A 20,085-nucleotide genomic window follows, 5' to 3' on the forward strand; every position below is an offset into this window, starting at 1 on the left:
CCTGCTCGGTCACCGAGCAGAGCGCGTTGCCGCGGCTGTCGATCCAGACGCCGTGAGTTCAACCCTCAGCGTTGAACTCGGGTGCGCTGGACGTAGGACTCTCGCGGCGTGGACGTAGGACTCTCGCGTTTGGGTTCGCGAATCAGGAGCGGTCCGTGACCGGTGGGTCGCGGTGCGCAATACGTCCCATCGGGTGAACGGAGCGGGCGTGTCCGACTTGCAGACGAGTAGTGCTCGGGCATAGGTTGACCCCTACATCTAGTGGTTACACCGTTGTAGTTGGTCTACCGGTTGGGGTTTTCCCCACGACGAGGGCTAACGCGATGGATGCTGCCCAGGGGAGGGGGAGACCAGCCGTGCGATGCCCGTTCTGCCGGAACTCGGACTCGCGTGTCGTCGATTCCCGCGAGGTCGACGAGGGCCAGGTCATCCGCCGCCGCCGGTCGTGCACGGCCTGCGGCCGCCGCTTCACCACGGTCGAGGAGGCCGTGCTCGCGGTGGTCAAGCGCTCCGGCGTGACGGAGCCGTTCAGCCGCGACAAGGTCGTCGTCGGCGTGCGCCGCGCGTGCCAGGGCCGCCCCGTCGACGAGGACGCCCTCCAGCAGTTGGCGCAGCGCGTCGAGGAGTCGATCCGCTCCGGCGGCGTCGCCGAGATCCCCAGTCACGAGGTGGGCCTGGCCATCCTCGGCCCCCTGCGCGAGCTGGACGAGGTCGCGTACCTCCGCTTCGCGAGCGTGTACCGCTCCTTCTCGTCCGTCGAGGACTTCGAGAAGGAGATCGCTGATCTTCGCACCGCCCAGAGCACGGACGACTGAGCGGACGCGACGCAGGACAACCGCGCGACCGGCCTCGGACGGGGAGCCCGGACGTGGTCGCGCACGCCAATTTCCAGACGAGCAAGACGAGAGGGACCCGGGATGACGGAGACCGTCGGTGGCTCCAGCAAGAAGACGGCCACCCGCAACGGTGCGGTGGACAAGAACGCCAAGCTCAAGGTGGAGCGCGTCTACACCACCGCGGGCACGCACCCGTACGACGAGGTCACCTGGGAGCACCGCGACGTCGTGATGACGAACTGGCGCGACGGCTCGGTGAACTTCGAGCAGCGCGGCGTCGAGTTCCCCGACTTCTGGTCGGTCAACGCCACCAACATCGTCACCAGCAAGTACTTCCGCGGCGCGGTGGGCACGCAGCAGCGCGAGCACAGCCTGCGCCAGCTCATCGACCGCGTGGTGAAGACCTACGTCGAGGCGGGCGTCAAGCACGGCTACTTCGCCACCGAGGACGACGCCGAGATCTACGAGCACGAGCTGACCTGGATGCTGCTGCACCAGGTGTTCAGCTTCAACTCGCCGGTGTGGTTCAACGTCGGCACGACCTCCCCGCAGCAGGTCAGCGCCTGCTTCATCCTGTCGGTCGACGACACGATGGAGTCGATCCTGAACTGGTACCGCGAGGAGGGCCTGATCTTCAAGGGCGGCTCCGGCGCGGGCCTGAACCTCTCGCGCATCCGCTCGTCCAAGGAACTGCTGTCCTCCGGCGGCACGGCGTCCGGCCCGGTGTCGTTCATGCGCGGCGCGGACGCGTCGGCGGGCACCATCAAGTCCGGTGGCGCGACCCGCCGCGCGGCGAAGATGGTCGTGCTCGACGTGGACCACCCCGACGTCGAGGAGTTCATCGAGACCAAGGCGCGCGAGGAGGACAAGGTCCGCGCGCTGCGCGACGCCGGGTTCGACATGGACCTGGGCGGCAAGGACATCGTGTCCGTGCAGTACCAGAACGCGAACAACTCGATCCGCGTGTCGGACGAGTTCATGCACTCCTACGAGAACGGCGGCCGGTTCGGCCTGCGCGCCCGGATGACCGGCGAGGTCATCGAGCACGTGGACGCCAAGGGCCTGTTCCGCAAGCTGGCGCAGGCGGCGTGGGAGTGCGCCGACCCGGGCATCCAGTACGACGGCACGATCAACGACTGGCACACCACGCCGGAGTCGGGCCGGATCACCGCCTCGAACCCGTGCTCGGAGTACATGCACCTGGACAACTCCAGCTGCAACCTGGCGTCGCTGAACCTGATGAAGTTCCTGTCCGACGACGGCTCGTTCAACGCCGAGCTGTTCGCCAAGTCGGTCGAGATCATCATCACCGCGATGGACATCTCGATCTGCTTCGCGGACTTCCCGACCCCCGCGATCGGTGAGACGACCCGCGCGTTCCGCCAGCTGGGCATCGGCTACGCGAATCTGGGCGCGCTGCTCATGGCGACCGGTCACGCGTACGACTCCGAGGGTGGCCGCGCGCTGGCCGCCGCGATCACCTCCCTGATGCAGGCCGTGGCGTACAAGCGGTCCGCGGAGCTGGCGGGCATCGTCGGCCCGTACGAGGGCTACGCCCGCAACGCCGAGGCGCACCAGCGGGTCATCCGCAAGCACTCGGCCGCCAACGACATGCTGCGCACGTACCACGCGAACGACGGCGCGGTGCAGAAGGTCGCGACGAAGGCCTGGCAGGAGTGCCAGAAGGTCGGCGCCCGCAACGGCTGGCGCAACGCGCAGGCCAGCGTGCTCGCGCCCACCGGCACCATCGGCCTGATGATGGACTGCGACACCACCGGCATCGAGCCCGACCTGGCGCTGGTCAAGTTCAAGAAGCTGGTCGGCGGCGGCTCGATGCAGATCGTCAACCAGACCGTGCCGCGCGCGCTGCGCGTCCTGGGCTACCAGGAGGAGCAGGTCGAGGCGATCGTCGAGTACATCGGCGAGCACGGCCACGTGGTGGACGCGCCGGGCCTCAAGCCCGAGCACTACGAGGTCTTCGACTGCGCCATGGGCGACCGCTCGATCGCGCCGATGGGCCACGTGCGGATGATGGCCGCGGTGCAGCCGTTCATCTCGGGCGCGATCTCCAAGACGGTGAACATGCCGGAGACGGCGACCGTCGAGGACGTCGAGGAGATCTACTACCAGGGCTGGAAGCTGGGCCTGAAGGCGCTGGCGATCTACCGCGACAACTGCAAGGTCGGCCAGCCGCTGTCGGCGGGCAAGTCGGCCAAGGCGTCGTCGACCACGTCGTCGGAGGCCAAGACCGAGACCGTCGTGGAGTACCGCCCGGTGCGCAAGCGGCTGCCGAAGAAGCGCCCGTCGCAGACGGTGTCGTTCACGGTCGGCGGCGCGGAGGGCTACCTGCACGCCGGTTCGTACCCCGACGACGGCCTGGGCGAGATCTTCGTCAAGCTCGGCAAGCAGGGTTCGACGCTGGCCGGCGTGATGGACGCGTTCTCCATGTCCATCTCGGTGGGCCTGCAGTACGGCATCCCGCTGGAGTTCTACGTCTCGAAGTTCCAGAACCTGCGCTTCGAGCCGGCGGGCATGACCGACGACCCGGACGTCCGGATCGCGACCAGCGTGCTGGACTACTTGTTCCGCCGGTTGGCGCTGGACTACCTGCCGCTGGAGAAGCGGGCGCAGCTCGGCATCTACACCGCCGACGAGCGCACCGCCCAGGTGTCCGCGGACTACGGCAACGGTGACGTGGACCTGGAGGGTCTGCGCACGTCGGTCGACGCGGCCCCGGCCGCCGCCACCCCGGCGCAGGTCGAGGAGAAGAAGCCGAAGCCGCAGGACGTGCGCGTGGGCAGCTCCACGGAACTGCTCGAACTGCACCTGGGCAAGGCCGCCGACGCGCCGCTGTGCATGACGTGCGGCACGAAGATGCGCCCGGCTGGCTCGTGCTACCTGTGCGAGGGCTGCGGCTCCACCTCGGGCTGCAGCTGAGCCCGACAAGGCGAGCAGCCACCCGTGAGGTGAGCTGACAACTCCACAGCGACATGGGGCTCGGGACCACGCGTCTCGAGCCCCATGTGCGATACGTACCGGTGCAAGTGCGCCGGAACGACGGATGCCCGGCCTTGGCGGGCCGGGCATCCGTTGCAGCCGGACCGAGGTCGTGACTGCGGTGTGAGAACCACTATGCGACCACGCGCCGACTGCGATCACAAATCGAGAAGGTCGAAACGCATCGACCTGCACCGCCGAGTACGTCACGTACTTGACGTACCTATGGACTGAGGGCACTCTGATGACAGCTCATCAGGAGGTCGACATGTCCGCTGTGCACTACGACAGCTACACAGAGGCTCGCGCGCACCTCAAGGACTTGCTCGACGCCGCGGAGAAGGGGCGGGTCGCCACGGTTCGGCGTGACTCCGCCACCACGGCCGTCGTGGACGTCGAGCGATTGCGCCACTTCCTCGCGTCGATCGTCCCATCGCGCGCGCAGGTCGTCCCGGAGGCCGGCGGCTGGTCGGTGTTCATCCCGGGACTGCCGGTGGCCGCTGACGGTGCGTCGTTCGACGAGGCGATCACCGAGATGGTCGACGCCCTGCGCGAGTACGCGGAGGACTGGCAGGACCGCCTGCTGGACACCCCGAACCACCGGGACAACTGGGGACTCGTGCAACTGATCAGCTTCAGCGACGACGACCAGCTCCGCGACTGGCTCGTCGGTGCCGCGCGGTGACTTCCTGGCCGCAGCCGACGCGCAAGGATCACGAGGCCTTCTTCCAGGTCGAGGAATGGCGTGCGGTGCGCGACGCCCGGGGTCGGACCGGGACGCACCACGTCACTTACGAACTCGGTCTCGACGACGGCAAAATCCTGCGCACCCGCATCTCCCATCCGGTGGACCGCACCGGCTACGGGCGGGGCCTGTGGAACCACATCCTGCGCGATCAGCTCGACGTCGACGAACCGGTGTTCTGGTCCTGCGTGCAGGATGGCGTCAGACCTGCTCGCGGCACGCCTGAACAGCCGGCGGAGGCACTGCCCGCCGATCTCGTGCACCTGTTGATCTCGCGGGTCGGTCTCGTGGAGTCCGAGGTGGCCGGGATGAGCAAGGACGAGGCTGTCGCCAGGATGCAGCGCTACTGGACCGACGGCGGTTGAGCACGTCGGCACCTGCTTGGCGGCCTTCGCGAGAGTTCCGGTGAACGCCGGGAGTCGGCTTCCCGCCCGTTTTTCCCGCGCCCCGAGCACGGCCGGCTCCTACGCTGTCGCGGTGATGCGGGCGAGCGGGGCGTTGTTCGGGTTGGCGTACGGGGACGCGCTGGGTGCGCCCACCGAGTTCATGACCGTTGCCGAGATCGAGCAGCGCTACGGCGCGGGCGGGCCGGGGGAGATCGAGGGGGATCCCGCCCTGGTCACCGACGACACCCAGATGACGTTGGCCGTCGCGCGGGCGCTGGTCGGCGGGACGGCCGGGATCGTCGAGGCGTTGCGCGACCACTTCGTGCGGTGGTGGGAGTCGCCCGACAACAACCGCGCGCCCGGCATGACGTGCCTCCAGGCGTGCGAGAAGCTGGCCGCCGGGCTGCCGTGGCGTGAGGCCACCGGGGCGTCGTCCAAGGGCTGCGGCGCGAACATGCGCGTCGTGCCGGTCGGCCTGGTGCCGGACCTCTCCGACGACGACCGGGCCGGGATCGCCCAGCTCCAGTCCGCCCTCACGCACGGCCACCCGACGGCGCTCGCGGCCTGCGAGCTGACGGCGTTCGCGGCGCACTGGCTGCGTGGCGGCATGGACCCGGGCGACCTCACGGCCGCGCTGCGCGAGCGGTGCGCGCAGCAGCGGACCGAGTACCGCGAGGAGTGGTTGGCCGACCTGTGGGTCCGGCCCGGCGTCTCGGAACCCGACGAGTTCATCGCGAGGGGGTGGGACGAGTGCGCGGCCGCGCTGGACGTGCTCGCCGCCGCGGGCGACGACCGGGACGCCGATCCATGCCTGGCCACGGGTGCGGGGTGGGTCGCGGAAGAGGCGCTGGTCACCGCGCTGCACTGCTTCCTGCTGTTCCGCGACGAGCCGGTGGCGGCGCTGTCCCGCGCGGCGACGACGTCCGGCGACTCGGACTCGATCGCGTGCCTCACCGGCGCGTTCGCGGGGGCCGCGCACGGTCTCGACGCGTGGCCGCCGGAGTGGGCCGAGCGCATCGAGCACGGCGACGAACTGCCGCGCTCGGCCGGAGGTGGGACTGACGACCATCGACTGTTCTGGATAGGACGTTCCAAAACCTGCTAGCGTGAGCCCGTGCCGCGACCCAGGGAGTTCGACGAGGAGCAGGCGCTGGACGCCGCCATGCGCACGTTCTGGGCGAACGGCTACGAGGCGACGTCCACCGAGGACCTGTGCCGCGCCACCGGGTTGGGGCGCAGCAGCATCTACAACACGTTCACCAGCAAGCACGAGCTCTTCAAGCGCGCCCTCGTCCGCTACACCGACCTCATGTCCGCGGGCCAGCTCGCCCTGCTCGAAGACGGGACGCGGGCGCCCGACGACCGGTTGCGCGACCTGTTCGACGCGATCATCGCGGGTGAGGTGGAGAACCGGCGGGACGACCGCGGGATCGGCTGCCTGACCGTCAACACCACCGTCGAACTGGCCGGGCGGGACCGGGAGGCCGCCGAGCTGGTCTCCCGCGACCAGCGGCGCAGGCTGGAAGCGCTGGAAGTGGTCATCCGGGCGGGGCAGCGGGACGGCCGGTTCAGCTCCACCAGGGACGCGGCGGAGCTGGCGCGCTTCGTCAACGCGGTCATCGCGGGCATCCGGGTCGCCGGGCAGGGCGGCGCGGACATCCCCGCGCTGAAGGCCATCGCGGCCACCGCCCTGGACGCCCTCTAGAACGCCGGGAAGAACCTCGCAAGTACGAGCGGACCGCCGCACGCCCTCATTTTGGATAGATCGATACAAAATAGGAGCACCGGAATGCCCCGTGTCGTCCACCTCCTCGCCCTCGGCATCTTCACCATGGTCACCAGCGAGTTCGTCGTCGCCGGCCTCATGCCGCAGATGGCCGCCGGCCTGCACGTCACCATCCCCGAGATCGGCTACCTGATCACCGCGTTCGCCGCCGCGATGGCCGTCGGCGGACCCCTGCTGGCCGTGCTGATGCTGCGCTTCCGTCCAAAACCGGCGCTCATGACGCTGTTCGCCGTCTTCCTCGCCGGCAACGGCCTGGCCGCCACCGCCACCGACTACGGCGTGATGCTCACCGCCCGCGTCGTCACCGGCGCGGCGGCGCAGGCGTTCTTCGGCGTGGCGCTCTCGGTCACCTCCGCCTTGGTCGCGGAGGACCTGCGCGGCCGGGCCACGGCGGCCGTCATGAACGGGCTGATGCTCGGCACGCTCCTGGGACTGCCGGTGGCCACGTTCCTCGGGGAGCACCTCGGCTGGCGGGCGGCGTTCTGGGGCATCGCCGTGCTCACCGTCGTGGCCGCCGCCGGCACCGTCGCGGGCGTGCCGCGGCTGGACCGCGTCAGCGGCGACACGACCGTGCGCGCCGAGCTCCGGGCCGTCGCGCGACCGAGGCTGTGGTTGGTGCTGTCCACCAGCACGTGCGTCATCGGCGCGACCTTCGCCGCGTTCAGCTACGCCAACCCGATCCTCACCGAGGTCACCGGCTTCACCACGACAACCGTGCCGCTGCTGCTCATCGCCTACGGCGCCGCGACCGTGGTCGGCAACCACGTGGTCGGCCGGTTCGCAGACCGCCACGCGCTGCCGACGCTGGCCACCGGGCTGGCGCTGAACGCCCTGTTCCTCACCGCGTTCGCCTTGTTCGCCGGGGAGAAGGCGCCCGCCGTGGCGAGCCTGCTCGGCATCGGCCTGGTCGGCGTCACGATGAACCCCGCGCTGGTCACCCGCGTGCAGCGCCGGGGCGGCACCGGCGCGCTGGTCAACACCGTGCACGGGTCGTTCATCACGCTCGGCATCATCGTCGGGTCGTGGCTGGGTGGCTTGCTCATCACCGACCACGGCCTGCGCGCGCCGCTGTGGCTGGGCGCGGCGCTGGCGGTGTTCGGGCTGGTCAGCCTGCTGCCCGACCTCCGCCGGACCTCACCGGTTCCGCGGCACGCCACCTCGCGATGACGCGCCGCGGGACCGACGGGGTCAGGACTTGCGGAACAACTTGTTGCCCAACCACACGATCGGGTCGTAACGGCGGTCGGCCACGCGCTCCTTCATCGGGATCAGCGCGTTGTCGGTGATCTTGATGTGCTCCGGGCACACCTCCGTGCAGCACTTGGTGATGTTGCACAGGCCCAGGCCGTGCTCCGACTGCGCCTGGTCCACGCGGTCGGCCGCGTCCAGCGGGTGCATCTCCAGCTCGGCCACCCGCATCAGGAACCGCGGCCCGGCGAACGCTTCCTTGTTCTCCTCGTGGTCGCGGATGACGTGGCAGGTGTTGTTGCACAGGAAGCACTCGATGCACTTGCGGAACTCCTGCGAGCGCTCCACGTCGACCTGCTGCATCCGGTACTCCCCCGGCGCCACGCCGGCCGGCGGCTTGAAGGCGGGGACCTCACGCGCCTTCCGGTAGTTGAACGACACGTCGGTGACCAGGTCGCGGATGACCGGGAACGTGCGCATCGGCGTCACGGTCACCGTCTCGTCCTCCGAGAACACCGACATCCGCGTCATGCACAGCAGCCGCGGCTTGCCGTTGATCTCCGCCGAGCACGACCCGCACTTGCCCGCCTTGCAGTTCCACCGCACGGCCAGGTCCGGCGTCTGCGTCGCCTGGAGCCGGTGGATCACGTCGAGCACCACTTCGCCCTCGTTGACCTCGACGGTGAAGTCCTCCAGCCCGCCGCCCTCGTCCGAACCGCGCCACACCCGGAAGTGCCCCTGGTACCCCATGTCAGCCCTCCAGCTCGTCGGCGGTCAGGTACTTCTGCAGCTCGCTGTGCTCGAACAGCGCCAGCAGGTCCGATCGGATCGGGATCTGCGGCTCCTCGGCCACCTCGACCGACGAGCCGGACAACGTGCAGACCAGGAGCTTGCGCCGCCAGTCGGCGTCCATGCCCGGGTAGTCGTCGCGGGTGTGCCCGCCGCGGCTCTCGGTGCGCAGCAGCGCCGCACGCGCCACGCACTCGCTGACCAGCAGCATGTTGCGCAGGTCGAGCGCCAGGTGCCAGCCGGGGTTGAACTGCCGGTGCCCCTCGACCACCACGGTCGCGGCCCGCCGCTTCAGCTCCTCCAGCCGACCGATCGCCCGGTCCATCTCCTCGGCCCGCCGGATGATGCCGACCAGGTCGTTCATCGCCTGCTGGAGCTCCATGTGCAGCGTGTACGGGTTCTCACCGCCCGCGTCGGCGCCGGAGAACGGCGCCACCGCCGTCCGCTCCGCCTCGGTGACGGCCTCGTCCGAGCACACCGGACGCGTCGACAGGCCGCCGACGTAGTCCGACGCGCCCGCGCCCGCCCGACGCCCGAACACCAGCAGGTCGGACAGCGAGTTGCCGCCCAGCCGGTTCGAGCCGTGCATGCCGCCGGACACCTCGCCCGCCGCGAACAGGCCCGGCACCGACGACGCGCCCGTGTCCGGGTCGACCTGCACGCCACCCATCACGTAGTGGCAGGTCGGCCCGACCTCCATCGCCTGCGCGGTGATGTCGACGTCGGCCAGCTCCTTGAACTGGTGGTGCATCGACGGCAGCCGCCGCATGATCTCCTCGGCGGGCAGGCGCGTCGACACGTCCAGGAACACGCCGCCGTGCTCGGAGCCGCGCCCGGCCTTGACCTCGGAGTTGATGGCGCGGGCCACCTCGTCCCGCGGCAGCAGCTCCGGTGGTCGCCGGTTGCCGCCCGGGTCGGTGTACCAGCGGTCGGCCTCGGCCTCGTTGTCGGCGTACTTGTCCTTGAACACCTCGGGGATGTAGTCGAACATGAACCGCTTGCCGTCGGAGTTGCGCAGCACTCCGCCGTCACCGCGGACCGACTCGGTGACCAGGATCCCCTTCACCGACGGCGGCCAGACCATGCCGGTCGGGTGGAACTGGATGAACTCCATGTTGATCAGCGACGCGCCCGCGCGCAGGGCCAGGGCGTGACCGTCGCCGGTGTACTCCCAGGAGTTCGAGGTCACCTTGAACGACTTGCCGATGCCACCGGTGGCCAGCACCACGGCCGGCGCCTCGAACAGCACGAACCGGCCCGACTCGCGCCAGTAGCCGAACGCGCCGGCCACCTTGCCGTCGTCGAGCACCAGGTCGGTGACCGTGAACTCCTGGAACACCCGCAGCCGCGACTCGTAGTCGCCGGTCTCGGCGTAGTCGTCCTGCTGCAGCGACACGACCTTCTGCTGCAGGCTGCGGATCAGCTCCAGCCCGGTGCGGTCGCCCACGTGCGCCAGCCGCGGGTACTCGTGGCCGCCGAAGTTGCGCTGGCTGATCCGACCGTCCTTGGTGCGGTCGAACAGCGCGCCGTAGGTCTCCAGCTCCCACACCCGGTCGGGCGCCTCCTTGGCGTGCAGCTCGGCCATCCGCCAGTTGTTGAGGAACTTCCCGCCGCGCATGGTGTCCCGGAAGTGCACCTGCCAGTTGTCGTTCGAGTTGACGTTGCCCATGGCCGCGGCGATCCCGCCCTCGGCCATCACCGTGTGGGCCTTGCCGAACAACGACTTGCACAGCACCGCCGTGCGCATCCCGTGTTCCCTGGCCTCGATCGCGGCGCGCAGCCCCGCACCGCCGGCACCGATCACGAGCACGTCGAACGAATGCCGTTCCAGCTCGGGCAAAACCACTCCTCAGTTGACGAATCGGAGGTCGGTGATCGTCCCGGAGGCGACCAGCGCGACGTAGAGGTCCGTGACGCACACGAAGATCAGCGAGGCCCACGCCAGCTGCATGTGCCTGGCGTTGAGCTTGGAGATCTGCGTCCACGCCCAGTACCGGACCGGGTGCTTGGAGAAGTGCTTCAACCGCCCGCCCGCGATGTGGCGGCACGAGTGGCACGACAGCGTGTACGCGCCCAGGAGCCCGACGTTGACCAGCAGCACCAGGTTGCCCAGGCCGATGCCGGTGCTGAACGCGTAGATCGCGTCGTAGACGTTGATGAGCAGCAGGAGCGACGCCGCGTAGAAGAAGTAGCGGTGCAGGTTCTGCGCGATCAGCGGGAAGCGGGTCTCACCGGTGTACTTCGCGTGCGGCTCGCCCACCGCGCACGCGGGCGGGGACATCCACGCCGCCCGGTAGTACGCCTTGCGGTAGTAGTAGCAGGTCACGCGGAAGCCGAGCAGGAACGGCAGGATCACCACCGGCGGGGTGAGGAAACCCGGGAGCTCGGGCAGCGGGCGACCGAAGTGCGCCGCCGCGGGCAGGCACTCCTGGCTCAGGCACGGCGAGTACATGGGCGTCAGGTAGTGGTAGTCGTCCACCCAGTAGTAGTCGCCCATGAACGTGCGCACGGCCGCGTAGACGGAGATCAGGAGCAGGCCCACGAACGTCGCCAGCGGCGGTAGCCACCACCGGTCCGTGCGCAACGTGCGCTGGGCGATCTGCGCCCTCATACCTCACCTCGTTCCACGTCGTTGTGGTGCGGGACACAATGTGGCTTGGGCCACACCGTCGGGCCGAAAACGGGACCGGCCCCCGCGTCTTCACGCGGGGGCCGGTTTCGCGAACTGGTCAGGTTCGATGGCTGCGGTAGCCACCGAGTCCTTCATCGTCGGCGTCGTGCCACAACTGCGGGTCGTACGGCGTGTCCGGGACGACGACGACTTCGCGTTCGACCCGGGGCGCTTCCCGCTGCCGCGGCGTGCTGTCCAGGTCCAACAGCTCGGTCGCGTCGATGTCCATGCGCTCGACGTCGTTGGCCAGCCTCTGCACCGCGGCCACGTCGCCGTACCGCGCGCGCAGGCCACCGACGCAGTGGCGCAGTTGGCCAAGCGCCCGCCGCAGCTCCACGATCTCGGAGGACGTCATGGTCAGCACCTCCCTCGGGTCGATCCGTGTGCCGACTCTGCCAAGTAGACGGCGCTGTGACAAGCACCACAGGGAGACGAGTCGTGTCTCAGGATCTGAATCGTTTTTGTGACGATCATGTGTCGTGACATACTGTGCGTGCTGTCACGTCCGTCCGTGCGACGCCAGCGCTGTCGTCCCACCGGGCCACCACGGCCCGTGATCACCACCGGAGACAGCGAACACATGAGCGTGCATCCCGTCGTCGCCGAAGTGACGGCTCGAATCGCCGCCCGCAGCGCCGCCGGCCGGGCCGCCTACCTCGACCGAATCGCCCAGGCCCACCAGGACGGTCCCGCCCGCCGCGACATGGCGTGCAGCAACCTGGCCCACGGTTTCGCCGGCATCACGGGCGGTGACAAGGACCTCCTCCGGGCGCTGCGTCGCCCGAACGTGGCGATCGTGTCCGCGTACAACGACATGCTGTCCGCCCACCAGCCGATGCACGAGTACCCGGCGTGGATCAAGGACGCGGCCCGCGCCGTCGGCGGCGTGGCGCAGTTCGCGGGCGGCGTGCCCGCCATGTGCGACGGCATCACCCAGGGCCGCGCGGGCATGGAGCTGTCGCTGTACAGCCGCGAGGTCATCGCGATGTCCACCGCCATCGCGCTGGCGCACGAGATGTTCGACTCGGCGCTGCTCCTGGGCGTGTGCGACAAGATCACGCCGGGCCTGCTGATCGGCGCGCTGTCGTTCGGGCACCTGCCCGCGATCCTGGTGCCCGCCGGCCCGATGCACTCCGGCCTCCCGAACTCGGAGAAGGCGCGGGTGCGGCAGCTGTTCGCGGAGAACAAGGCGTCCCGCGAGGACCTGCTCGAAGCCGAGGCGCAGTCCTACCACAGCCCCGGGACCTGCACGTTCTACGGCACGGCGAACTCCAACCAGCTCGTGGTCGAGGTCATGGGCCTGCACCTGCCCGGCGCGAGCTTCGTGCCGCCGGGCACCAAGCTGCGGCGCGCTCTGACCGAGGAGGCCGCGCGGCGGGCGGTGGAGATCAGCCGCGGCGAGGACTACACCCCGGTCGGGCACGTGGTCGACGTGAAGTCCGTGGTCAACGGCGTGATCGCGCTGCTGGCCACCGGCGGGTCGACCAACCACACCATGCACCTGGTCGCCATCGCCTCCGCCGCGGGCATCGAGCTGAGCTGGGACGACTTCTCCGAGCTTTCGTCGGTGGTGCCGCTGCTGGCCCGCGTCTACCCGAACGGTTCGGCGGACATCAACCACTTCCAGGCCGCGGGCGGCGTGCAGTTCCTCGTCTCCACGCTGCTGGACACCGGCCTGCTGCACGCCGACGTGAAGACCGTGGCCGGTGACGGGCTGGACCGCTACCGGCAGGAGCCGGTGCTGGTCGAGGGCGTGCTCCAGTGGCGTCCGGGGCCGCCGCACTCGCTGGACACCGACGTGCTGCGGCCCGTGTCGGAGCCGTTCGCGGCCGACGGCGGCCTGCGCATGCTGTCCGGCAACCTCGGCCGCGCGGTGATCAAGGTGTCGGCGGTCAAGCCGGAGCACCGGGTCGTCGAGGCGCCCGCGCGGGTGTTCACCTCGCAGGAGGCGTTCAGCGCCGCGTTCCAGGCCGGTGAGCTGGAGCGGGACGTGGTGGTCGTGGTGCGGCAGCAGGGCCCGCAGGCCAACGGGATGCCCGAGCTGCACAAGCTCACGCCCGCGCTGGGCGTGCTGATGGACCGCGGGTTCAAGGTCGCGCTGGTCACCGACGGCCGGATGTCCGGCGCGTCGGGCAAGATCCCCGCCGCCATCCAGGTCACCCCGGAGGCGGCCGTCGGCGGCCCGCTGGCGCGGGTGCGCGACGGTGACGTGCTGCGGCTGGACGCCGAGACCGGCACGCTGGAGGTGTTCGTCGACCCGGCGGAGCTGGCCGCCCGCGACCTGGTGGACTTCCCGCCGGACGCGCAGGCGTGGGCCGGCACCGGTCGGGAGCTGTTCGCCGCGCTGCGCCGTGCGGTCGGGCCCGCCGACCGCGGCGCGAGCGTGTTCGGACCGATCGCGGCCTCGCACTTCGAAGGCCAGTTCAACCAGGAGGTGTCCCGGTGACCACCACCCCGGCGGGGTCCACGCCGGCCCACGCGACGGCGGCGGACCTGCTCGCGCTGTCCCCCGTCATCCCGGTCGTCGTCGTGGACGACGCCGAGCACGCCGTGCCGCTGGCGCAGGCGTTGCTGCGCGGGGGTGTCCGCGTGATCGAGCTGACCCTGCGCACGCCCGCCGCGCTGGCCGCGATCGAGCGGGTCGCGGCGGAGGTGCCGGGCATCGTGATCGGTGCCGGCACCGTGACCGCGCCCGAGCACGCCGAGCAGGCCGCGAAGGCCGGTGCGGCGTTCCTGGTGACGCCGGGCTCGACGGACCGCGTGCTGGACGCGGCCGAGGACACGGGGCTGCCGTTCCTGCCGGGCGCGGCGACCGTGTCGGAGGCGATGCGGCTGGCCGAGCGCGGCCTGACGTCGCTGAAGTTCTTCCCGGCCGAGGCCGCGGGCGGGGTGGACTACCTGAAGTCCATCGGCGCTCCGCTGCCCGGTCTGCGCTTCTGCCCCACCGGCGGCATCACCCCCGCGACCGCGCCGAACTACCTGGCGCTGCCGAACGTCGGGTGCGTGGGCGGCTCGTGGCTCGCGCCCAAGGACGCGCTGGCGTCGGGCGACTGGACCCGGATCGAGGAGCTGGCCAGGGCCACTTCGGCCCTCTGAGCCGGACGGCTCGGCCCTCCGGACCGCGGGGCTCGTTTCGGAGCCGCACGAAGGGCGCTTCCCCCGGCGGGGAGGCGTCCTTCGTCGTGCCGGGTGGTGCCGAGCCCGGCGGCGTGTCCGCCTGGCGTCGTGTCCGCCTGGGTGCGGGCGTCAGGCCAGGTGGGTGAGGGCTTCCGGGATCGAGTCCGCGACCGGGACGCCGGTGCGTTCGAGCACCTTGCGGGAGCTGGTGCCGGTCGCGACCAGGACCACCTGCGCGCCCACGTGCCGGGCGGCTTCGGCGTCGTCGGCCACGTCACCGATGAGCACGACGTCCGCGGGGCGCAGCTCCAGCGCATCCAGGTGCCGGGCCAGGTGCTCGGCCTTCGAGCCGCCGTCGGCGGGGGCCCGCAGGCCGTCCACCCGGTTGAACAGCTCGCCCAGGCCGAAGCGGGTGACCAGCGGGACCAGCTCGTCGTGGAACCACATCGACAGCAGCGACTGGGTGTGGCGCAGCGCCCTGAGGTGGTCGGGCACGCCGGCGGCCAGCCCGCACCGGTCCACCAGCGCGCGGTACTCGTCGTGGTAGACGAGGTCGATGCGGGCCCAGTCGGCGGGGGTGAGCGGTCGGCCGAACATCCGCTCGTAGCAGTCCTTGATCGGGCGGCTGAACGTGTCGCGCCAGTGCTCCAGCGTGACGGCCGCGTGGCCGAAGTCGGCGCAGACCCGGTTGACCGCGGCGAGCACGGCGTCGTTGTCCGCGAACAGGGTGCCGTTCCAGTCCCAGACGACGTGTTCGGCCCTGATCCTCACCCGATCAGGCTACGGCGATAGGTTGGAAGCTCACTTCTGGGGAGGTAGTGGGGGATGAACACGCGTCGGACCACGGTGGTCGCCGAGCCTCGCGGGCAGGTGGCGCTGGTGTCGGTCGGGTTCCCGGTGCTGGGCGCGGTCGTGGTGTGGGGGCTGAAGTCGATCGCGGGATGGGTGGCCGGGCTGTCGTGGGCTCCGCTCCAGGGGCCGTTCACATTGGTGGCGTCCATCCCCGAGCCGTGGGCGACGGTGGGCTCGGTGGCCGTCGGCGCGGTGCTCGGGCTGGTGGTGGCCGGGATCGCGGCGCACGAGCGGCTCGTGGTCGAGGTGTTCAACGAGGGCGTCGAGCTGCTGAAGGGCGGCAAGCACCGCAGCTTCGACCGGACGTTGGTGTCCGGGGTGTTCCTGGACGGCAAGAAGCTCGTGCTGCTCGGTGTGGACAGTGGCGAGCTGGCCCGGGAGAACCACGACCTGAAGCCCGAGGAGCTGGCCGACGCGTTCCAGTCGCACGGCTACCAGTGGCTGGACGGCGACCCGTACCGCGACGACTACCGCCGGTGGGTCGACGGGACGCCGGACCTGCCGCCGGGCGCGAACGGGCTGCTGAAGGTGCGGGCCGAGGCGTTGCGCAAGGACGACAAGGAGGACGCCGACGAGCTGCGGGACGAGTTGAGCCGGCTGGGCGTCGTCGTGCGCGAGGAGAAGAAGCGCCAGTACTGGCGCCTCGCCCGCCCTCTGCCCTGACCTCGCAACGCCCGCCGGCGCGGTCCCGACCCACCAGCCGGTCCTCAGCGGCCGACCGGTCCCGATGAACCGTGGAGTCCTCGCCCAGCGTGGGGCCCTGACTCACCGGCCAGTCCTCACCGGCCGGCGCGAACCTGACCCACCGGCCGGTCCCGACCCGGCGGACACCCTGAGGCGCACCGGCTGAGCCGGCCCCGCCACGTACCGGCGGTGCGGCGCGGCCCTCGCCCACCGGGTCCGGTGGAGGTCAGTCCTGGGTCAGGTCGTCCAGCGTCGAGCTGTCCTCGCCCGCCCGGCGCAGTTCCTCGCGCACGACCCGGTACGCCAGGCCCTCCGCGTAGCCCTTGCGGGCCAGGGCGGAGACCAGGCGGCGGATCCTCGTGGTGTCGTCCAGGCCCGCCATGGTGCGCAGCTTCTTGCGCACCAGGTCACGCGCCCGGTGTTCCTCGGCCTCGTCGTCCACGGCGGCGACGGCCTCGGCCGCCACCTCGTCCGCCACGCCCTTGCGGCGCAGCTCCATGGCCAGGGCCCGCCGACCCAGGCCCTGGTAGGTGTGCCGCGAGCGCACCCAGACCTCGGCGAACGCGGCGTCGTCGATCAGGCCCGCCCGGTCGAACTTGGCCAGCACCAGCTCGGCCGTCTGCTCGCTGATGCCCTTGCGCAGCAAGGCGTCCTTCAGCTCCACGCGCGTCCGGGCCCGTGCGGCGAGCAGCGCGTAGCAGATGTCGGTCGCCTTGCGCTGCTCCTTCGCCGGGTCGACCGGACGCGGCTCGGTGTCCTCGGCCGAAGGGTCGCGGGACGGCCCGCGACCACGGCCACCTCGTCCTGCCACGCCCGCTTAGAACTCGACCGGAGCCGCAGCGGCCTCTTCGGCGTCGAGGGTGGCGCCGATGCCCAGCTTGTCCTTGATCCGCTTCTCGATCTCGTTGGCCACGTCCGGGTTCTCGCGCAGGAACTTCCGCGCGTTCTCCTTGCCCTGGCCCAGCTGGTCGCCCTCGTAGGTGTACCAGGCGCCCGACTTGCGCAGGATGCCCTGGTCGACGCCCATGTCGATGAGCGAACCCTCACGGCTGATGCCCTGGCCGTAGAGGATGTCGAACTCGGCCTGCTTGAACGGCGGGGCCACCTTGTTCTTCACGACCTTGACCCTGGTGCGGTTGCCGACCGGCTCGCCGCCGTCCTTCAGGGTCTCGATGCGCCGCACGTCCAGCCGCACCGACGCGTAGAACTTCAGCGCCTTGCCACCGGTCGTGGTCTCGGGCGAGCCGAACATCACGCCGATCTTCTCGCGCAGCTGGTTGATGAAGATCGCGGTGGTGTTGGAGTTGCTGAGCGCGCCGGTGATCTTGCGCAGCGCCTGGCTCATCAACCGGGCCTGCAGACCCACGTGGTTGTCGCCCATCTCGCCCTCGATCTCGGCGCGGGGCACCAGGGCCGCCACCGAGTCGATGACCAGGATGTCGAGCGCGCCGGAGCGGACCAGCATGTCCGCGATCTCCAGCGCCTGCTCACCGGTGTCGGGCTGCGAGACCAGCAGCGCGTCGGTGTCGACGCCCAGCTTCTTCGCGTAGTCCGGGTCGAGCGCGTGCTCGGCGTCGATGAACGCCGCGATGCCGCCGTTGCGCTGGGCGTTGGCCACGGCGTGCAGCGCCACCGTGGTCTTACCGGAGGACTCGGGGCCGTAGATCTCGATCACGCGGCCGCGGGGCAGGCCACCGATGCCGAGCGCCACGTCGAGCGCGATCGCGCCGGTGGGGATCACCTGGATCGGGGCGCGGGCTTCCTCACCGAGCCGCATGACCGAGCCCTTGCCGAACTGCTTGTCGATCTGGGCCAGTGCCAGCTCGAGGGCCTTGTCCCGGTCGGGTGCCTGGGGTGCCATCTGGAGTCCACCTCGGAGTGTCTTGGGGTCGCTGTGCGATGTCGGGGCCGACGTTACGGGTGGGGTCCGACATTTTTCGGCGCGGACCAGGTCAACCGCGGGGTGTTGTCACCCGGTCGTGTCGGGCAGTGTAGCCGAACAGGTGTTCGACCACCCGGTCGACACACCGGGTCACCGCCGCTGTTCCGGCACGTCGAACGCGTCGCAGACGGCCAGCCAGATCTCCTTGGTCGGAACCCCCGCCTCCAACGCCTGGTCGGGGGTGCGGCCGCCGAGGGCGGACAGCACGTGGTCCTTGGCCACCATCTCCGCCCTGACCTCACCGAACTCGGAGGCCATCAACTTGCGGAACATCGTGATGCGCATCGGGTCCAGGCTAGCGCGCCACTTCCCGCGCCCGACCGTCGCGCCCGACCGCCGAGCCCGGCGGGGGCGAGGCGCGCGGTCGGCTCACGCGTCCCGTTCGGACGCGAGGCGCCGGAGCAGGTCGAGCAGGGTCGCGCGATCCGCGGCGGACAGCGGGGAGAAGCAGTCGGCCAGCACCTCGTCCGCGACCTCGTGACCGGCCGCCAGCACCCGCTCGCCTGCCGGCGTGAGGTGGTGCTCCACCCGGCGTCCGCGCCCCGGTCGCCGCTCGACCACGCCCTGGGCCAGCAGACGGCCGGCGAGCGCCCCGAAGGCCTGCTCGGTCTGGAACGTCGCCGCGGCCAGCTCGCGCGCCGACGCGCCGGGCGAGCGGCCGACCGCGCGCAGGGCGTCCCACTGGGCCAGCGTCGTGCCGACGGCCGCCAGGGCGCTGTCCAACGCCCGGTGCTGCCGGTACTGGGCCTGCTTGACCGACCTGCCGAGTTCTTGCAGCTCACCGCGCACGGGCGGAGTCTACGCCAGAAACCCAACTAGCTTATCTAAAGATGTTTAGTTACGCTGGCGCCATGCTCCCCGACCACAGCACCGACCTCCCCCTGACCGCGTCCGAGGCCGGCACCGGCAGGCCCGTCCTCCTCCTGCACGGCGGCGGGGGTCCGGCCACCGTCGCCGGCCTCGCGCAGCACCTCTCCCGCACCGCGCACGTCATCACGCCGGTGCACCCCGGCTGGGACGGCACCCACCGACCCTGGTGGCTCACCGGGGTCGACGACCTCGCCCTCGCCTACCTGCGCCACCTGGGCGACCGCGGGCTGCGGGACGTCCTGGTCGTCGGCTCCTCGCTCGGCGGCTGGGTCGGCGCCGAGATGGCGGTGCGGGACACCGCGGGCGTCATCACCGGCCTGGTCCTGATCGACGCCGTCGGCGTGCACGTCGAGGGGCAGCCGATCACCGACGTCTTCGCGCTCGACGCCCGCGGGCTCGCGGAGCACTCCTGGCACGACCCGGACCGCTACCACGTCGACCCCGCCGACGTCCCGGCCGGGGAACTCGCCCGCCGGCAGCACAACACGGCCACCATGCGCGCCCTCGCGGGCGACCCGTACATGCACGACCCGGGGCTGCTGGGCCGGCTCGGGTCCGTCCGGGTGCCCGCCCTGCTGATCTGGGGTGGGAGCGACCGCGTCGTCACCCCGGCCTACGGCGCGGCGTACGCCGAGGCCTTCGGCGACGGCCGGCTGGAGGTCGTCCCCGAGGCGGGCCACCTCCCGCACGTCGAGCAACCGGCCGCCACCGCGGCCCTGGTCGACGCCCACCTGCGCCGGACGGGCCGGTCCGCCGACACCGTCCGACCGCCCGCGGCGCGCTAACCTCGGCGCGTGCTGCTGTTGCAGGAAGACCCCACCGGCATGTCCTCGCCGGCCGCCACGATCGCGATGATCGCCGGGCTCGTCGCGGCGATCGTCGTGGGCCTGCGCGCGCTCTGGTACAACCGCAAGCGCTGATCAGCGCACCCGCTGCAACGACGCGAACAGGCACGTCACCAGCAGCGGCAGCGCGGTGAACCCGACGACCAGGCCCAGCGCGGCGTAGGACCAGGCGGTCACCACCACGCCCGCCGTGACGCCGCCGAGCGCCCCGCCGACGTTCATGCACAGGTCCGACAGGCCCTGCGCGGCCGGCCGGTCCGCCACCGACACCGACTCGGTGAGCATTCGTGGAACGGGTCCGGCTGCACCAGTTCGCGGCCGGGCAGGAGCTGCGCGACCTCCCCCTCACCGACCTCCTCAAGGGCACCGGCGTCGAC

At 70.8% G+C, this 20,085-nt stretch carries 22 protein-coding genes; 12 read left to right on the forward strand and 10 right to left on the reverse strand.

From position 1 onward, the window contains the following. Window positions 1–356 precede the first annotated feature (356 nt). The 7 genes from nrdR to AB0G02_RS11895 all read left to right on the forward strand — a co-directional run bounded on the left by nrdR (window position 357) and on the right by AB0G02_RS11895 (window position 7,917). Window positions 357–815 carry a transcriptional regulator NrdR gene (gene nrdR / locus AB0G02_RS11865; protein ID WP_053718822.1) on the forward strand — a complete coding sequence of 153 codons (459 nt, stop codon included), beginning with the start codon at window positions 357–359 and terminating at the stop codon, window positions 813–815. 102 nt (window positions 816–917) lie between these two features. Then, a complete protein-coding gene (locus tag AB0G02_RS11870; RefSeq protein WP_360792796.1) occupies window positions 918–3,773 on the forward strand; it encodes a vitamin B12-dependent ribonucleotide reductase in 2,856 nt (951 codons plus the stop codon). Window positions 3,774–4,101: 328 nt separating this feature from the next. After that, window positions 4,102–4,518 carry a prevent-host-death protein gene (locus tag AB0G02_RS11875; RefSeq protein ID WP_360792798.1) on the forward strand — a complete coding sequence of 139 codons (417 nt, stop codon included), beginning with the start codon at window positions 4,102–4,104 and terminating at the stop codon, window positions 4,516–4,518. Beyond that, window positions 4,515–4,943, forward strand: a complete 429-nt coding sequence (locus AB0G02_RS11880) for a cytotoxic translational repressor of toxin-antitoxin stability system (RefSeq protein WP_360792800.1) — start codon at window positions 4,515–4,517, stop codon at window positions 4,941–4,943. Before AB0G02_RS11875 ends, AB0G02_RS11880 begins: the two co-directional genes overlap by 4 nt. A 115-nt stretch (window positions 4,944–5,058) precedes the next feature. Beyond that, entirely contained in the window at window positions 5,059–6,069 is a 1,011-nt protein-coding gene (locus AB0G02_RS11885; RefSeq protein ID WP_360792832.1) for an ADP-ribosylglycohydrolase family protein, read from the forward strand. Window positions 6,070–6,078: 9 nt separating this feature from the next. After that, window positions 6,079–6,669 (forward strand): TetR/AcrR family transcriptional regulator, encoded by a 591-nt coding sequence (locus AB0G02_RS11890; protein ID WP_360792802.1) that lies wholly within the window; start codon window positions 6,079–6,081, stop codon window positions 6,667–6,669. An 84-nt stretch (window positions 6,670–6,753) separates the two neighbouring features. Then, on the forward strand, window positions 6,754–7,917 hold the full coding sequence (locus AB0G02_RS11895; protein WP_360792804.1) for an MFS transporter: 1,164 nt from the start codon (window positions 6,754–6,756) through the stop codon (window positions 7,915–7,917). A gap of 21 nt (window positions 7,918–7,938) precedes the next feature. Here the strand turns inward: AB0G02_RS11895 and AB0G02_RS11900 are convergent, their stop codons facing one another. The 4 genes from AB0G02_RS11900 to AB0G02_RS11915 form a co-directional block, all read right to left on the reverse strand. Beyond that, complete coding sequence (locus AB0G02_RS11900; protein ID WP_360792806.1) at window positions 7,939–8,688, reverse strand: succinate dehydrogenase/fumarate reductase iron-sulfur subunit; 750 nt, start codon at window positions 8,686–8,688, stop codon at window positions 7,939–7,941. Between the two features lies 1 nt (window position 8,689). Continuing rightward, window positions 8,690–10,567, reverse strand: a complete 1,878-nt coding sequence (locus AB0G02_RS11905) for a fumarate reductase/succinate dehydrogenase flavoprotein subunit (RefSeq protein ID WP_360792808.1) — start codon at window positions 10,565–10,567, stop codon at window positions 8,690–8,692. Window positions 10,568–10,576: 9 nt separating this feature from the next. Further along, window positions 10,577–11,338, reverse strand: a complete 762-nt coding sequence (locus AB0G02_RS11910) for a hypothetical protein (protein WP_360792810.1) — start codon at window positions 11,336–11,338, stop codon at window positions 10,577–10,579. 118 nt (window positions 11,339–11,456) lie between these two features. Further along, entirely contained in the window at window positions 11,457–11,753 is a 297-nt protein-coding gene (locus AB0G02_RS11915) for a hypothetical protein (RefSeq protein ID WP_360792812.1), read from the reverse strand. A 225-nt stretch (window positions 11,754–11,978) separates the two neighbouring features. On the opposite strand from AB0G02_RS11915, the gene edd reads away from it, so the two are divergent. Together edd and eda are read left to right on the forward strand one after the other, a co-directional pair. Beyond that, the gene (gene edd, locus AB0G02_RS11920; protein WP_360792814.1) at window positions 11,979–13,844 is read left to right on the forward strand and encodes a phosphogluconate dehydratase; all 1,866 of its coding nucleotides are present in this window, start codon (window positions 11,979–11,981) and stop codon (window positions 13,842–13,844) included. After that, on the forward strand, window positions 13,841–14,494 hold the full coding sequence (gene eda, locus AB0G02_RS11925) for a bifunctional 4-hydroxy-2-oxoglutarate aldolase/2-dehydro-3-deoxy-phosphogluconate aldolase (RefSeq protein WP_360792816.1): 654 nt from the start codon (window positions 13,841–13,843) through the stop codon (window positions 14,492–14,494). Before edd ends, eda begins: the two co-directional genes overlap by 4 nt. Window positions 14,495–14,644: 150 nt before the next feature. Here eda and AB0G02_RS11930 read toward each other — a convergent pair whose 3' ends face one another. Further along, a complete protein-coding gene (locus AB0G02_RS11930) occupies window positions 14,645–15,286 on the reverse strand; it encodes an HAD hydrolase-like protein (RefSeq protein ID WP_360792818.1) in 642 nt (213 codons plus the stop codon). Window positions 15,287–15,340: 54 nt separating this feature from the next. Between AB0G02_RS11930 and AB0G02_RS11935 the strand changes: the two genes are divergently transcribed. After that, the gene (locus tag AB0G02_RS11935) at window positions 15,341–16,030 is read left to right on the forward strand and encodes a hypothetical protein (RefSeq protein ID WP_360792819.1); all 690 of its coding nucleotides are present in this window, start codon (window positions 15,341–15,343) and stop codon (window positions 16,028–16,030) included. A 247-nt stretch (window positions 16,031–16,277) separates the two neighbouring features. Here AB0G02_RS11935 and AB0G02_RS11940 read toward each other — a convergent pair whose 3' ends face one another. The 4 genes from AB0G02_RS11940 to AB0G02_RS11955 form a co-directional block, all read right to left on the reverse strand. Next, window positions 16,278–16,754: a regulatory protein RecX gene (locus AB0G02_RS11940; protein WP_360792834.1), complete on the reverse strand. Its 477-nt coding sequence runs from the start codon at window positions 16,752–16,754 to the stop codon at window positions 16,278–16,280. Between the two features lie 114 nt (window positions 16,755–16,868). Next, the gene (gene recA, locus AB0G02_RS11945) at window positions 16,869–17,912 is read right to left on the reverse strand and encodes a recombinase RecA (protein ID WP_360792820.1); all 1,044 of its coding nucleotides are present in this window, start codon (window positions 17,910–17,912) and stop codon (window positions 16,869–16,871) included. 171 nt (window positions 17,913–18,083) lie between these two features. Then, on the reverse strand, window positions 18,084–18,278 hold the full coding sequence (locus AB0G02_RS11950; RefSeq protein ID WP_360792822.1) for a DUF3046 domain-containing protein: 195 nt from the start codon (window positions 18,276–18,278) through the stop codon (window positions 18,084–18,086). 84 nt (window positions 18,279–18,362) lie between these two features. After that, entirely contained in the window at window positions 18,363–18,782 is a 420-nt protein-coding gene (locus tag AB0G02_RS11955) for a MarR family winged helix-turn-helix transcriptional regulator (protein WP_360792824.1), read from the reverse strand. A 62-nt stretch (window positions 18,783–18,844) separates the two neighbouring features. Between AB0G02_RS11955 and AB0G02_RS11960 the strand changes: the two genes are divergently transcribed. Together AB0G02_RS11960 and AB0G02_RS11965 are read left to right on the forward strand one after the other, a co-directional pair. After that, window positions 18,845–19,648: an alpha/beta hydrolase gene (locus tag AB0G02_RS11960; RefSeq protein WP_360792826.1), complete on the forward strand. Its 804-nt coding sequence runs from the start codon at window positions 18,845–18,847 to the stop codon at window positions 19,646–19,648. Window positions 19,649–19,657: 9 nt separating this feature from the next. After that, window positions 19,658–19,783 carry a hypothetical protein gene (locus AB0G02_RS11965; protein WP_360792828.1) on the forward strand — a complete coding sequence of 42 codons (126 nt, stop codon included), beginning with the start codon at window positions 19,658–19,660 and terminating at the stop codon, window positions 19,781–19,783. Here AB0G02_RS11965 and AB0G02_RS11970 read toward each other — a convergent pair whose 3' ends face one another. Next, window positions 19,784–19,993, reverse strand: coding sequence for a hypothetical protein (locus AB0G02_RS11970; RefSeq protein ID WP_360792830.1), 210 nt, complete (start codon window positions 19,991–19,993; stop codon window positions 19,784–19,786). Window positions 19,994–20,085: the final 92 nt, after the last annotated feature.

Source organism: Actinosynnema sp. NPDC023658, from assembly GCF_040639995.1.
GTDB lineage: Bacteria > Actinomycetota > Actinomycetes > Mycobacteriales > Pseudonocardiaceae > Actinosynnema.